This is a genomic window from Halorubrum sp. Atlit-8R (assembly GCF_003666025.1).
Classification (GTDB): domain Archaea; phylum Halobacteriota; class Halobacteria; order Halobacteriales; family Haloferacaceae; genus Halorubrum; species Halorubrum salinarum.
This window is the reverse complement of record NZ_QPLV01000004.1, coordinates 315,512-328,757: the sequence shown is the minus strand read 5'-3', so window position 1 is coordinate 328,757 and position 13,246 is coordinate 315,512. Positions and strand designations below refer to the sequence as shown.

Genomic DNA, 13,246 nt, shown 5'->3' with positions numbered 1-13,246 from the left:
TTATTGATCCTCGAATCCAACGCGGGGGTCCAGCACCGTGTACAGCAGGTCCTGGATGATGTTGAGTGTAACCAACGTCAGGATAAACACGAACAGGAGCGACGAGACCAGCGGCAGGTCACCCTGGATCGCCGACTGGAAGAAGAGGTAGCCGATCCCGTTGATCCCAAACACCACCTCGACCAGTACGGAGCCGCCGATCAGCAGGAACGCCTCGCCGGTGATCACCGGCACCAGCGGGATCAGAGCGTTCCGGAAGATATGCTTCCAAACGATGTTACGCCGGCTCATTCCCTTCGCTCGGGCAGTTTCGACGTAGTTCGAATTCACTGTTTCCAGCACGGCAGTCCGACCGATCCGCATCTCGTTCCCCATTGACGCCGATCCTAACACCAGCGCGGCCGGGAGGATTTGTTTCGTCGCCGCGAGCACAACCGGCCACGTCTCTCCAGGCGCCGTGATCAGACTGAGCGGGTCACCGAGGAACCCTAACGGCGGGGGAGTCACGATGTTGGTCTCGACGAGGAAGGTGGCCCACTCGAACCCGAACAGCTCCTCAGACTGGGAGAGGACAGAGACGAGGATAATTGCGAGCCAGAAGTTCGGCATCGCGCGCCAGACGATCCCGCCGAACGAGGCGAAGTAGTCGCTCAGCGTGTTGGGGTTCAACCCCGCGTAGAATCCGAGCGGAATGCCGATGAACAGCGGGATCAGGATCGACCAAAACCCGAGCCACAGGGTCCTAGGAGCGTACGACGCGATGAGTTCGTACGCGCCGTCCCCGGGGCTGATCACCCACGACTGGCCGAGGTCGAAGGTGAACAGATTCCACATGTAATCGAGGTACTGGTCCCATAACGGGTCGTTTAGCCCTAAGGACTCTCGGAGCTGCTCGTACTCGGTCGGGTCACCGGACGGTCCCAGAATTGCCGCCGCGGGATCGATCGGGCCGACACGGATGATCAAGAATGCCACCGTCGTCCCCAAGATGAGTACGGGTATCGAGAGGAGGAGCCGACGGAGGAAGTAGTTCCACTTGGCCATTAGTGTGTGATTTGCTACTACGTGCCACGGATAAAATTTTCTAATAGTCCATACCATTGCCCATTTATGATATTTTTTATACATCAGTACCCTGGCCCTTCCCATGGTATCTGGTGACACAGACGCCTCACGGCGGACTTTTCTGAAAACGACAGGTGCGGCGGCGACCGGTGCGGCGCTGGCGGGTTGTGCCGGCGGCGACGAACCGCCGTCGTCTGATACGAACGGGACGGACACGGGCACCGACGAGGACGGCGAGTCGGACGACGGCGGGGACGGCGACGACGCCGGGAACGAGCTCCAGCTCATCAACGCGACGATGAGCTCCCTCGATCCGGTTCAGGCATCGGACACGGCCTCGTCGGAAGTCACGACGCAGATCTTCGACGGCCTGCTGAACTGGGTAGACGGCGGCGTTCCGGTTGAGGCTCGCCTAGCCGCCGACTACTCGGTCAGCGACGACTTCCTCACGTACACCTTCGAGCTCAAGGAGGGCGTCAGGTATCACAACGGTGACGAAGTCACGGCAGGAGACTTCGTCTACGCGTGGGAGCGGCTGGCCGCGTCGCCGAACTCCCAGGCCCCGTCGGACATCCTGAGCGCGGTAAACATCGCTCACGAAGAAACCGACGATGGGTCGTACGTCCCCGGAACCCTACAGATGGAAGCCGTCGACGACTACACGTTCGAGTTCACGCTCGCGGCCCCGTTCGCGTCGGCCACGCAGGTGATGGCGAACAACCAGTTTGCCGTCTACCCGGAGGGGATCGTCGGCGACATCGAGGGATACGACGGCGAGATGGACCAGGGGACGTTCGCCTCCGATAACCCCATCGGCGCCGGGCCCTTCGAGTTCGAGATGTGGCAGTCGGGGACGGAAGCGAGGGTTTCAGCGTACGACGATTATCACGACAGCGGCCCGGAAGTGGACGGGATCCACTGGCAGATCATCGCGGATCCCTCGGCGCGGTTCAACTACGCGATGAACCAGAACGCCGACATGTTCGCTATCCCGACCTCACAGTTCAGCGCGGGCAGCTACACGGTCGACCGGACAGACGAGCAGGGCCGGCAGCGCGGCACGTACGAGGCGCGCAACGGTGAAACGCTGTCGGCCACCGGTGTTCCGACGCTGAACTACAACTACATCGGGTTCAACATGCCCGCGGTGCCGAAACCCGTGCGGCAGGCACTAGCACACGCTATGAACCAGCAGACGATCGCCCAGCAGGTGTTCAAGAACCGGGCGGTACCGGCGTACCACACGATGTCGCCGAACATTTACCCCGGCGGGGCGGAGGCGTACAACCAACACGCAGAAGAGAACTACCCGTACGGGTACAACCAGACCGACCTCGAAGGCGCGCGGCAGGTGATGGAAGAGGCCGGGTACGGGCCGAACAACCGCTACGAGTTGGACTGGCTCCAGTACCAGTCGAGTACGTGGCTGAGCGTGGCAAACACACTCCGTGACAAGCTGACCAACGCGCACATCGACATGCAGATCGAGCAGGCACCGTTCTCGACCCTGCTCGAACGAGTGCGCGCCCTCAACGTCGAGGCCTTTACGCTCGCGTGGATCGTGCCTTGGGCGGCGCCGGACGCGTTCGTCAAACACCTCGACCCCTCGCGGTCGGATCCGACCGAAGGCCCAGTCGAGATGTACGCCGACTGGCCGAACGACAGCGAGGCGGCCCAGAACGCAATCGAGGCCTGGGAGCGGATCGAGAACAACCCCCTTGCGAACGACGAGGACACCCAAATCCGCAACGAGGCTGCCATCACAATGGAGGAGGCTAACTGGGAGGACGTGGCGAACCTCCCCGTCTACCACGAGATCGAACAACGGTTCAGCTACGACTACGTCGACGTCGACGCCTTCGGCTCTGGCGGGTCCTACAAGCAGAAACACGACACGACGACGCTGGACCGCTAGGTGACGGCGGTTTACTCTGGCGCCAGGGATTTTTCGACCCGTCATGACCGGTGTTGAGCGCGAACAGCGTTTCTGTGGCGGAGAGGAGCAGCGAGGCGACGCGTATACCGGAGGGGAGGCGCTCGGGCGACTAAAGTGAGGGGCCCGAGCGTCGGTCGCTACCGGGCCGGGAGCCGCGCGAGGACCGGCCGCGCGACCGCGTAGCCGACGTAGAGCAGCACGCCGGCCGCCAGCGCGAACGACGCCGTCCGGAACCACGCCGCGGTCGGCGCGTCGAGCGAGTTCAACAGCGTCACCGCGAGCAGCGTGCTCAGGAGGAGGAACCGCGCGTCTCGCGTCTCCATACGCCTTCGTCCGTCCGTCGGGCGGAAAACTCCCCCGCTCCCGCGGCCGGGCGCGTCGAGACGCGTCACTCGCCGACCGCGTCGGCGGTCGCCGTCGCGTACGCGGCCGCGAGGTCGCCGTTCGGGAGCGCGTCGCGCGCCGCCGCGCATCCCCACCGGATCCGGTCGCGCCGCTCGCCGGCCGGGAGCTTGTTCGTCGCCACCGTCTCGGCCGTGTCGAGCAGGGCGCGAGCGGTGTCGCGGTCGCCGCGCTCGGCGGCCGCGCCGGCCTCCGCGAGCAACTGGCCGAGGCTCGCGCGCACGTCGTGCGGGACCTCGTCGGGGTCGCTCACGGGTCGGTCGCCCCCGGCTCGGCGCCGCCGTCGGGCGCCGGGTCGCCCGCCAGCGTCGCGAAGACGAACTCGGTGCTGCTCAGGGGGTCGGTCGCGGTCCGCGTCTCGACGTCGGCGAACCCCGCCGCGCGCAGCTGGTCGAGCGTGCGCCCGCGGCCGGGCGCGGAGAAGAACATCTCCCCGCCCATCCAGCCGCGCCGCACCGTCTCGAAGCGGCCGCTCGGCAGCGTCGCGAGGATCCGACCGCCGGGGCGGAGGACGCGCGCGAACTCGTCGTACACCGTCGGGTGGCGCTCGCGCTCGACGTGAAACACCGCGTGGTAGGCCGTGATCGCGTCGAAGCGGTCGGCCGCGAACGGGAGCGCGGACATCTCGCCGTGGACGAGCCGCGCGTCGGGGACGGTCTCGCGGGCGAGGTCGAGCCCGCGGCGCGAGACGTCGAGCCCGACGCTGCCCGGCGGGAGGTTCGCCAGGGTGCGGGCGCCGTCGCCGCAGCCGACGTCGAGAACGAGCGGGTCGTCGTCGGTCGCGACCCGAGGGTCGCTCGCCAGCGCGTCGAGCAGGTCGTCGATCAGCGCCGCGTCCGATCCGTCCGGGTCGCGTCGCTCGGCGTACGTCTCGGCGACCGCGTCCCACGCGCGGCGTACCGCGTTGCGGTCCATACGGACGCGACGGGCGCGAGCGACATGATTGCTCGGGCGGCTCGGCGACGCGCCGGCCGCACCGCTCGCGACGGCCGCGCCGCCCGCGCCGAGCGGGGAGCCGGCGGTCGGGAATTTATGCCGGCGGGGCGCGAGGGCGACGCATGGAGATTCTCCACACCTGCCTGAACGTGGCGGACGCGGACCGAGCCGCCGACTGGTACGTCGACGAACTCGGCTTCGAGCGCTCGTGGGAGTTCACGGTCGCCGACGGCGACACTCGCAACGTGTACGTCGCGGACGAGAACGGCGTCGAGTTCCAGCTGTCGGACACGCCCGGGGAGGAGCCGAGCGCGGACGGCGACCGCTACGACCACGTCGCCGTCGGCGTCGACGACGTGGACGCGGCGTTCGCCGATATCGACCACCACGGCGTCGTGGAGGCGCCGACCGACCACCCGGAGGCCGGCGCGCGCGTCGCCTTCGTGAAGGACCCCGACGGCCACGTCGTCGAGCTGATCGAGCCGCTCTGAACGGCCGTCTCGGGGAGTTCGAAAGAAGGGCGAGAGCCGGTTAGCCGTCGGCGCGGCGGACCGCGGCGACGACGAGCAGCGCGACGACGACCGCGAGCGCGACCGCGCCGAGCGTCGGGAGCGAGAACAGCCCCGGCTCCTCGACCGGCGCGTCGTCCGCGGCGACGGTCACCGTCTCCGTCACGGTGTCGGTCTCGCCCGCATCGTTCGTCACCGTGAGCGTCACCTCGTACTCGCCGGGCTCGGCGAACGACGCCTCGGTCGTGCTGCCGGTCGCGGCGTCGCCGTCGATCGACCAGTCGTACGCGACGACCTCGCCGTACTCGTCGCTCGACTGAAGCCCCGACAGCGTCACCGTCTCGCCGGGGTCGAGCGTCTCGACCGGCACCGTGATCGCCGCGTCGGGCTCGCTCACCGCCGAGACGGCGAACGTCGAGAACCCGGGCGTCTGGGCCTCCAGGACGACCGCGTCGTCGGTCTCCTCGACCAGCGTCGTCTCTAAGCCCTGCCACTCGCCGTCGGCGAACCGCGAGAGCCGGAGGTCGCCGGGGTCGGCCTCGGCCGCCGCGACCCGGTCCGCGGAGATCCGCGTCCGGATCGTCGCCGGCGTGTCCGTCGCGGACGCCGGCACCGATATCTCGACGACCGACACCGATGCGCCGGGCGCCGGGCCGGTCGTCTCCGGCGCGGACTCGTACTCGGCGACGCCGACCGCGCCCTCGACCGCGCCGTCGAAGGTGATCCCCTCGACTGAGGTCTGCCCGGTGAACGTCACCGAGCTCGTCCCGGTCGCCTCGTCGACCGCGGCGGTCGCCGCCTCCGCGCCGGTCGTCGACGCGTCCGCGGGCAGGTCGAGCACGTCGTCGACCGCCGGCGGGTCGGCCGGGCCCTCGCCGGGCGTTTCGCCGTCGTCGCCGCCCGGTGCGCCGCCCGTTCCGCCGGCCGGTGCGCCACCGGTACCACCACCGGGCGCGCCACCGGTACCGCTGCCCGGCGCCGTGCCGTCACCGCCGTCGTCGCCGTCACCGGGATCCGTCGGCGTGTCGTCGCCCCCGTCGCCCGGATCGGTCGGCGTTCCGTCTCCGCCGTCGCCGTCGTCGGGCGGCGCCGGCGCCTCGGCGAGCGAGAGGTCGACCGCCTCGTTGGCGCCCGACTCCCACGCCGCCGTGCCGGCCTGCGAGTCGGCGACGCGGAACGTCACCTCGTCGGCGGGCCCCTCGACGGTGAGCTTCTCGTCGAAGGCGCCCGGGCCGCCGAAGCGCCCCTCGGCGTCGGTCTCGATCGAATCGCGGACCTCGCCGTCGACGACCGCCTCGACGGTGACCCCGTCGAGCGGCTCGCCGTCGGCCGTCACCTGGCCGTAGTAGGCCGCGGGCGTCGGCGGCGGGCTGTCCTGCGCCGCCGCGCCGCTCACCGCGGCCCCGCTCGCGACGAGGCCGGCGACGAGCACCGCGAGCGCCGCGATCCCGAGCAGGTGTCGGAGGTTCATGGATTAGCTACCCGTGACCGCGCCTTCCTCGTTCGACTGCGTCGGGCCGACCGGCACCGTGGCGCCGAGCTCGCCGTCGTCGGTCACGAACACCCAGTAGCCCTGGAACGGGCTGACCGAGTCGGGGTTCGTCGCGAACGGCGCCGTGGAGTTCGCGCCGTAGGGCTGCGAGCCCGCGCCGGCGTTGATGTGCGCGACCGTCGCGACGTTCGTCGTCGTCACGTCGAACGCCTCGGCGGACGTGCCGGACTCGGGCGCGCCGACGAAGTTCCAGCCCGATTCGAGGTCCGCGCTCGTCGGGTACTGGGCGTCGGCGGCCGCGTACTCGAAGGCGATCCGGAGATCCTCCTCCCCCTCGTCGACCTTGACGGCGAACGCGTCGAGCGCGCCGACTTCCTCGTCGGCGATCTCGGCGCCGCTCTCCCAACCGTCGCCGTCGTACGCGTAGACGGTGCCGTTGAACTCGCCGAAGACCTCGGTGACGTTGCCCTCGACCGGCGCCGGGAACGCGACCGAGTGCGGCGTGCCGTCCGCGGGCACGACGAGGTCGTGGCCGAACTGCGTCGTCTCGCCGAGCGAATCGGCGTCGACCTCGTTGGGTTCGACTGTCAAGAACGGGTCGTAGGTGATTTCCCCGCCCTTCTGAGCCTCCTTGAATGTATCTGCGTCCGTGAGGAACTCGACATCGCTAAGGTCGGTCCAGTAGTTCCCCGTTACGTCCAGCTCGCCGTCCCCGGCCTTGTTTTCGATCGTCTCGACACCGTCGAAGGTGTTGAACCGGACTGTCTGAGCTTCGGGCGTGGCACCTTCGACACCAAATCCAACACCGTCGTAGTTCTCAGCGTCACCGGTCGCAGAGAGTTGGTTGAACCGTACAGTAGTCTCTGTCCCGGCTCCACGTGCGACGACAGCGATAGAGTATCCTTCACTTGTAACCTCAATATCGCTGTTACGGACCGTCGCGTCCGCACCCTTATCGGCACTAACGCCGACAACACCGATCAGCGCGTCACTCGTCGTCTCACCGGTGCCGTCGATCGTCGCGTTCGTGATGGTCGCCGAAGCATCATCACCGGAAACCTCAATGGCGAGTCCCTCACTGAAGTCGGCCGATTCGACGGACAGGTTCACAGTGACATCGGAGACCGTCACGTTCGACCCGGCCACGTTGACCGCGTTGTTTTCGGCCGCCGGGTTCGGGAACACGTCGCCGACGTTACTCTCGATCCGCACGTCGGACAGGTGTGCGTCGGCCGCGTCGAGCGCGACCGAGCCGTTGATCACGGTGTCGTCCCCCTGTCCGGAGATGGTGACGTTTGTCGTACCGATCGTTACATTCTCCGTGTATGTGCCGGCGCCAATTCTGACGGAATCGCCTGATTGAGCGTCCTCAACTGCTGATGAGACGTCAGTGTAGATACCCTGAATATATGTGAGATTGACCGCCGTTTTGTCCGTCCATCCAACTTCACCGACCTGAACCGTGACGTTGATCGAACGGATGTCGCCTTTCGGAGTCCGAGCTGTCACCTTCCCTTCAGGGAAGCTGTTCTCTTCGGCAACAGCGGATAGATTGAGATCGACTTTCCCCTGCGAGTATACGCCGTTGAGAATAGTGTTTTGACTGATCTCAGCCCCGCCAACGTCGTAGTTTCGCCAGGGGATATCTTCCTGCGTGCCGCTGAACTGGAGGACTCCTATTCGATTGTTCCTGATAACTCGGTTTGAAGCAGCTGTCTCGTTTCCGGCTCCATTACTAGCAGACAAGTAACCACTGATCTGATTATCAGTAACAAGGAACTTCTGAACGGCCCCAGTAGCGAAGTAGACACTGCCGACATCGCCGTTAATCACGTTCGAGCGGAGGGTGGTGTTGTCCCCGACAATTTCGACATTCTTGTTCGGGTCTGCGTCGGGGTTTGGAGTAAGTTCGAGCCCCTGAATCGTCGTGTCGTCAGCAGCAACGAACGCCCCGTTCGTTCCGTCGAGCGAGGAGTTCAGCGACACCAGTTCTGCTTGAGCGTTCGCCGGGGTAGTGATCGGCTCACCAGCTTCGTTCACGCCGCGGATCGTGAGGTCATCGGTTCCAACGTAAACTCCGAATGTTTCCCCAGCGCGCTCTCCCGCATCCTCTTCGTACGTTCCCGGGTACACGTCGATCGTGTCTCCGGGTTCGGCCGCGTCGATCGCCGCCTGAACGCTCAGGTTTCCGTCGACGACGAACGGGCCATTGAGTTCGGAGACCGCTGCTGGATCGGCCTCGATTTCGTCGTTGGTCGCCGCGGCGGCGTCGAGAGCCGTTGAGGCAGAGCGATAGTAGGAATTGAATGGACCAGCTGTAACTCGGTACTCGAAGTTATCCGGGTAGTCGATATCATAGATCAGCTCATCAGTAGGGGCCTGTTCGTAGAGCGGGAGCGGTTCGTTGGCGTCGAGGTCGCCGACGAACTCGATCCCGTACGAGCCGACGTCGTCGCCGAGCTGGTCGCTCAGATTGCCGTCGGCGTAGATCGCGACGCCGCCCCACGAGTTGTTCGTCGTCGTGACGCCCGTGACCTCGGTGTCGGTCACGTCGGTGAACGCGACGCCGTTCCCGGAGACGGTGTCGGAGACGGTCACGGAGTCGATCGTCGCGTTCGTGACCGCGTTGAGGTCGACGCCCGTCGACCCGCTGCCGCGAACCTCGACGTCTTCGATTGTGAAGCCGTCGAGCCGGCCCTCGCTCAGGTCGGCGCCGGAGACCTTGACCGCGTACGTCCCGGGGCCGGTGATGTCGAAGTTACTGAGGCGCACGTCGGCCGCCGTGACGCGGATTCCGTACCCACTCGATTCGCTCTCGATCGTCGTGTCGCCGACGCCGACGATGTCGACGCCCGCCGTGTCGACGGTGAGCTGTCCCGACGGCGAGTACGTCTCGTCGACGAGTTCGAGCGTATCGCCCGGCGAGAGGGCGTCGCTGCTCAGGGCCTCCTGGATCGTCTGGAAGTCCGTCGCGTTTCCTTGACCGACTTCGTAGGTCGTGGTCCCTTGGTCCTGCGCCACCGCGCTGCCGGCGAAGCCGGCGCCGACCGCGACCACGGAGAGCACCATGACCGCGGCCAGCGCGACCGCGTGTGCCTGCTCCCGCGTCATTCGTCGACCACCCGCACCGGTTCGACTCGTCCCTCCGTTTGTGTCCGTGTCATAGGCGTGTGAGACTCCGTGCTGGAGATGTCGGGACAAGCACCTCTACGGACCTTGTATTTCGCCGACTGAACGGGTTCGGGAAGGGCCTGAACAGGGTTTCAGGCACCACCTGAAACGGGTTGAGAGGACGCTAACGGCGGGATTCGAGTTTTACGGGACAGCGACGCCGCTCAGGGGACGGCGACGCGCGAAAGAAACGTCGGGGTTCGAGGCGGGGTCGTGCCCGACCGCGTCAGTCGTCGGCCGGGACGCGCGGCTCCGCCGGGGGCTCGGACTCCTCCGTCTCGCCCGCCGGCTCGTCGACCGCGTCGACGTCGGGGGTGTCGTCGAGCTCGTCCGCCTCCTCGGACCGGTGACGTGCCTGGACCTCCTCCCAGGTCATCGCCTCGTCGTAATGGTGGCACATGACAACTATCAACACGGACTAGACGCTTCTAAATGTTACGCCGAATCTGTCGAAAGAGGGGCTCTGAGCCGGCCTACGCGTCGTCGTGGGGTTTGACGAGCACCTTGATCGCCTCCCGCTCGTCCATCATGCGGTAGCCCTCGGCGACGTCGTCGAGACCGACCGTCTCGGTGAAGATCGGCGCGGGGTCGAGCGTTCCCTGGAGCACGTCGGCCATCAGCTCCTCGGCGTACGCGCGGACGGGGGCGACGCCGCCCGCGAGCGTCACGTTCTGCCCGAACATGCCGAACACGTCGAGGCCCTCGTCTTCGACGCCGTAGGGGACGCCGACGTACCCGATCGTGCCGCCGGGGCGGACAGCGTCGATGGCGGTGTTCATCGCGCTCGCGGCGCCGACGCACTCCATCACGTGGTTCGGCCCGCCGTGGGTGAGCTCGCGGATCCGCTCGACGGCGGCCTCGCCCCGCTCGGAGACGGTCTCGGTGGCGCCGAACTCCTCGGCGAGTTCGAGGCGGTCCTCGTGGTGCCCGACGGCGACGATCCGCTCGGCGCCGAGCCGGCGCGCGGCGAGGACGCCGCAGAGCCCGACCGCGCCGTCGCCGATGACGGCCACGGTCGAGCCCGCCTCGACGCCCGCGCTGACGGCCGCGTGGTGGCCGGTGCCCATGACGTCGGTGAGCGGGAGCAGCGAGCGGAGCGCGTCCTCGTCGTCGGCGTACCGGTCGGGAACGCGGACGAGCGTGCCGTCGGCGTGGGTCGAGCGGACGTACTCGCCCTGGCCGCCGCCGTTGTCGCCGCCCCACGAGTCGCCGTTCTCGCAGGAGGTGTGGAGCCCCTTCCGGCAGAACTCGCACTCGCCACAGGAGATCGCGAACGGGGCGAGCACGCGGTCGCCGGGTGCGACCGAGGTCACGTCGTCGCCCACTTCCTCGACGATCCCCATCGGCTCGTGGCCGACCGGAGAGCCCGCGTCGCGGTCGCTGTCGCCGCGGTAGAACCAGAGGTCCGAGCCGCAGATCGCGGTGTGGGTGACGCGGACGATCGCGTCCGTGGGCGCCTCGATCTCGGGGCGCGGTCGCTCTTCGACGCCGATGTCGCCGGGTCCGTTGAAGACGGCTGCGCGCATGGCCTCCGCTACCGTCGCGCGCGGCAAAAATGAGCGGGTGTCGGAAGCCGAGGCGGACGGGATCCGATCGACCGATCACTAGGACCCGTCCGGGGTCGGGCGACCGGTCAGGCGCCCGTGCCGTTCGTCGGCGGCTGCTCGCCGCCCGGCGGCGGCGTCGGGCCGGTCGACCCGCCCGCGCCGGGCGGCGTCCGGTCGTTCGTCACGAGGAAGTCGGCCAGGTTCCCGATCAGCGCGTCGTTGTCCGCGCGTCGGGCGTTCTCCGGCGACAGGAAGTCGCCGTCGCCGATCATCACGACCTCGTCGTTGCGCACGAGGAGCGGCGCCTCGGTCGCCTCGCGGGTCGTGGAGAGCTCGCTGCCCTCGATCGGGCGCAGCACGTCGCTGCCGCCGACGGCCGTGCCGACCGGGGTCGCCGACGGGAACACCGCGCGGTCGACGCCCTCGGTCAGCGCCGAGTCGCCGGTCGCCTCGGCGTACACGCGCTGGTAGTTCAGGTCGTTCTCCGCCATGTTGTACACGTAGCCGGGCCGGGTCGTGACGTCGAGCGTCGCGTCGAGCGACGCGGCGCCGGGCTGGGAGTACGCCGCGTCGGGCTCGGTGGCGAGCACGACGTGGCCGCCGGACTCGACGAACGACTCGATCTCGTCGAGCTGCTCCGGCTCGTAGTCCGTCCGGAACGTCACGAACGCGTCGGCCTCGGCGAGCCGCTCGCCGAGCTGCGTCGGCCGGTCGGCGCCGGGCCGCGCGGGCGGTCGGCGCTGGTCCGGGTCGGGCACGTACACGTCCACGTCGTGGCCGTTCTCGATGAGCGCGTTCGCGAGCGGTCTGATGTCCCGGTCGTCGACGCCGCCGCCGCCGAGCCCGAGGAGGCTGATGGGGAGCGCCGGACCGGGACCGCTCGCCTCGACGCCGGGGTCGACGAGGACGGTCTGGGACGCCGCCGAGGCGTCCATCTCGACGGTCGCCTGGCCGGGGTCGTCGTCGACGACGAGGTCGTCGTCGAGGTAGTGGTCGTTCTGTATCTCCGGGGCGGGCGCGGCCCCGTCGGCGGTCGCGAAGCCGACGGCCGCGGCGCCGCCGAGGACGGCCGCGAGGGTCACGACGAACGCGACCGCGAGCGTGGCGACGCGGTTCACGCGCCGACACCCCCGCTGAGCCGCGCCGTCTCGTTGGCGGTCGCCGTCCGCTCCGTCGACGCCGCGCCGGCGTCGCGGAGGTCGGGCTCGGAGAAGCGCTCGATCGTGTCCACGTGCGGCACGGCGGGCGTGTAGACGTACGTCGAGGGCATCGGCTTCACCTCGGCGTACCCGGGGTCGTTCGCGTGGATCGCGACGAGCCCGGAGTCGGTGCGGACGAGGAAGGGGATGCCGAACTCCTGTCCGGTCTCGCGGGTGTCGACCGTGTACTCGCCGAGGTTCTCCTCGGTGGCCGCCGCGTGGATCGCCTCGTTGAGCGAGCCGATCTCGTCGGCGAAGCCGTTGTTGACGGCCTCGGTGCCGAGGTACGTGTCGGCCTTCGCGACCTCCTCGCGGGGCATCTGGAACTCCTCGCCCCGTTCCGCCATCATCGCGTCGATGAACGTGTCCGCGAGCGTCTCCTGTTCGGCCCACGCCTGGGTCGGGTTGCTGCCGGCCTTGTCGGGGCCGCTCGGACCGAAGGGCGTCGAGCGGGCCGACGGCGCGGGAGCGTTCAGTCCGATGCTGCCGACCGTCGAGGTGGGCATCACGTAGATCTCGTCGGCGGGCGCCATCGCGTAGTAGCCGCCGGAGGCGCTGATCGACTGGACGCTCGCGATGACGGTCATGTCCTGGCTCGTCCGCTGGACCGCCTTGTACATCCGCTCGGAGGCGACGGGCGCGCCGCCCGGCGTGTCCAGTTTGAGGACGACCGCGCCCACGGAGTCGTTGGCGCGGATGTCCGCCAGTTCGCTCTCGACGTCGTCGGCGAGGGCCGTGTTGATCGGTCCCTCGATCTCGACGACGGCGACTGTGTCGTTCGGGTCGTTGGTCGCCGCGTACACGCTCGGAGCGAGCACGGCGCCGACCAGAGCCGCGGCCAACACGACGACAGCAACCTGCTGTCGCGACGTGAGGGCCGTGGAGGGCTTGTCTGCTGACATCGCCGTGTAACAACTGTAGCAAATATGTGAAAAAAACAACGAAGGAGCGCCGACGCCGAGCGCGGTGCGTCGCCGACGAACCGCGAA

Annotated in this window: 12 protein-coding genes; 2 read left to right on the top strand and 10 right to left on the bottom strand. The window is 68.0% G+C overall.

Annotation, left to right across the window (positions count from 1 at the left end; translation table 11 throughout):
- Positions 1-1,044 carry an ABC transporter permease gene (locus DVK05_RS12555; protein ID WP_121563739.1) on the bottom strand — a complete coding sequence of 348 codons (1,044 nt, stop codon included), beginning with the start codon at positions 1,042-1,044 and terminating at the stop codon, positions 1-3.
- Positions 1,045-1,147: 103 nt separating this feature from the next.
- Between DVK05_RS12555 and DVK05_RS12550 the strand changes: the two genes are divergently transcribed.
- Positions 1,148-2,980: an ABC transporter substrate-binding protein gene (locus DVK05_RS12550; protein ID WP_121563737.1), complete on the top strand. Its 1,833-nt coding sequence runs from the start codon at positions 1,148-1,150 to the stop codon at positions 2,978-2,980.
- 158 nt (positions 2,981-3,138) lie between these two features.
- Here DVK05_RS12550 and DVK05_RS12545 read toward each other — a convergent pair whose 3' ends face one another.
- The 3 genes from DVK05_RS12545 to DVK05_RS12535 form a co-directional block, all read right to left on the bottom strand.
- Positions 3,139-3,324 (bottom strand): hypothetical protein, encoded by a 186-nt coding sequence (locus tag DVK05_RS12545; RefSeq protein ID WP_121563736.1) that lies wholly within the window; start codon positions 3,322-3,324, stop codon positions 3,139-3,141.
- Between the two features lie 65 nt (positions 3,325-3,389).
- Positions 3,390-3,656: a hypothetical protein gene (locus tag DVK05_RS12540; RefSeq protein ID WP_121563734.1), complete on the bottom strand. Its 267-nt coding sequence runs from the start codon at positions 3,654-3,656 to the stop codon at positions 3,390-3,392.
- Positions 3,653-4,318 carry a class I SAM-dependent methyltransferase gene (locus tag DVK05_RS12535; protein ID WP_121563732.1) on the bottom strand — a complete coding sequence of 222 codons (666 nt, stop codon included), beginning with the start codon at positions 4,316-4,318 and terminating at the stop codon, positions 3,653-3,655. The genes DVK05_RS12540 and DVK05_RS12535 overlap by 4 nt, the downstream gene beginning before the upstream one ends.
- A gap of 143 nt (positions 4,319-4,461) precedes the next feature.
- Here DVK05_RS12535 and DVK05_RS12530 point away from each other — a divergent pair, with 143 nt between their 5' ends.
- Entirely contained in the window at positions 4,462-4,830 is a 369-nt protein-coding gene (locus DVK05_RS12530; protein WP_121563730.1) for a VOC family protein, read from the top strand.
- Between the two features lie 40 nt (positions 4,831-4,870).
- Here DVK05_RS12530 and DVK05_RS12525 read toward each other — a convergent pair whose 3' ends face one another.
- The 6 genes from DVK05_RS12525 to DVK05_RS12505 all read right to left on the bottom strand — a co-directional run bounded on the left by DVK05_RS12525 (position 4,871) and on the right by DVK05_RS12505 (position 13,159).
- Positions 4,871-6,319 (bottom strand): PGF-pre-PGF domain-containing protein, encoded by a 1,449-nt coding sequence (locus DVK05_RS12525; RefSeq protein WP_121563728.1) that lies wholly within the window; start codon positions 6,317-6,319, stop codon positions 4,871-4,873.
- A gap of 3 nt (positions 6,320-6,322) precedes the next feature.
- Positions 6,323-9,451: a surface glycoprotein gene (locus DVK05_RS12520; RefSeq protein ID WP_121563807.1), complete on the bottom strand. Its 3,129-nt coding sequence runs from the start codon at positions 9,449-9,451 to the stop codon at positions 6,323-6,325.
- A 286-nt stretch (positions 9,452-9,737) separates the two neighbouring features.
- Complete coding sequence (locus DVK05_RS17385) at positions 9,738-9,911, bottom strand: hypothetical protein (RefSeq protein WP_173228915.1); 174 nt, start codon at positions 9,909-9,911, stop codon at positions 9,738-9,740.
- Between the two features lie 73 nt (positions 9,912-9,984).
- The gene (locus DVK05_RS12515) at positions 9,985-11,037 is read right to left on the bottom strand and encodes a zinc-dependent alcohol dehydrogenase family protein (protein ID WP_121563726.1); all 1,053 of its coding nucleotides are present in this window, start codon (positions 11,035-11,037) and stop codon (positions 9,985-9,987) included.
- Positions 11,038-11,144: 107 nt separating this feature from the next.
- Complete coding sequence (locus DVK05_RS12510) at positions 11,145-12,176, bottom strand: DUF4350 domain-containing protein (protein WP_121563724.1); 1,032 nt, start codon at positions 12,174-12,176, stop codon at positions 11,145-11,147.
- Entirely contained in the window at positions 12,173-13,159 is a 987-nt protein-coding gene (locus DVK05_RS12505; RefSeq protein WP_121563722.1) for a S49 family peptidase, read from the bottom strand. The genes DVK05_RS12510 and DVK05_RS12505 overlap by 4 nt, the downstream gene beginning before the upstream one ends.
- Positions 13,160-13,246: the final 87 nt, after the last annotated feature.

What these genes read in the sequence shown, in the direction of transcription:
- DVK05_RS12555 (WP_121563739.1), bottom strand. Translation starts at nt 1,044, where the DNA reads ATGGCCAAGTGGAACTACTTCCTCCGTCGGCTCCTCCTCTCGATACCC.
- DVK05_RS12550 (WP_121563737.1), top strand. Translation starts at nt 1,148, where the DNA reads ATGGTATCTGGTGACACAGACGCCTCACGGCGGACTTTTCTGAAAACG.
- DVK05_RS12545 (WP_121563736.1), bottom strand. Translation starts at nt 3,324, where the DNA reads ATGGAGACGCGAGACGCGCGGTTCCTCCTCCTGAGCACGCTGCTCGCG.
- DVK05_RS12535 (WP_121563732.1), bottom strand. Translation starts at nt 4,318, where the DNA reads ATGGACCGCAACGCGGTACGCCGCGCGTGGGACGCGGTCGCCGAGACG.
- DVK05_RS12530 (WP_121563730.1), top strand. Translation starts at nt 4,462, where the DNA reads ATGGAGATTCTCCACACCTGCCTGAACGTGGCGGACGCGGACCGAGCC.
- DVK05_RS12525 (WP_121563728.1), bottom strand. Translation starts at nt 6,319, where the DNA reads ATGAACCTCCGACACCTGCTCGGGATCGCGGCGCTCGCGGTGCTCGTC.
- DVK05_RS12520 (WP_121563807.1), bottom strand. Translation starts at nt 9,451, where the DNA reads ATGACGCGGGAGCAGGCACACGCGGTCGCGCTGGCCGCGGTCATGGTG.
- DVK05_RS17385 (WP_173228915.1), bottom strand. Translation starts at nt 9,911, where the DNA reads ATGTGCCACCATTACGACGAGGCGATGACCTGGGAGGAGGTCCAGGCA.
- DVK05_RS12515 (WP_121563726.1), bottom strand. Translation starts at nt 11,037, where the DNA reads ATGCGCGCAGCCGTCTTCAACGGACCCGGCGACATCGGCGTCGAAGAG.
- DVK05_RS12505 (WP_121563722.1), bottom strand. Translation starts at nt 13,159, where the DNA reads ATGTCAGCAGACAAGCCCTCCACGGCCCTCACGTCGCGACAGCAGGTT.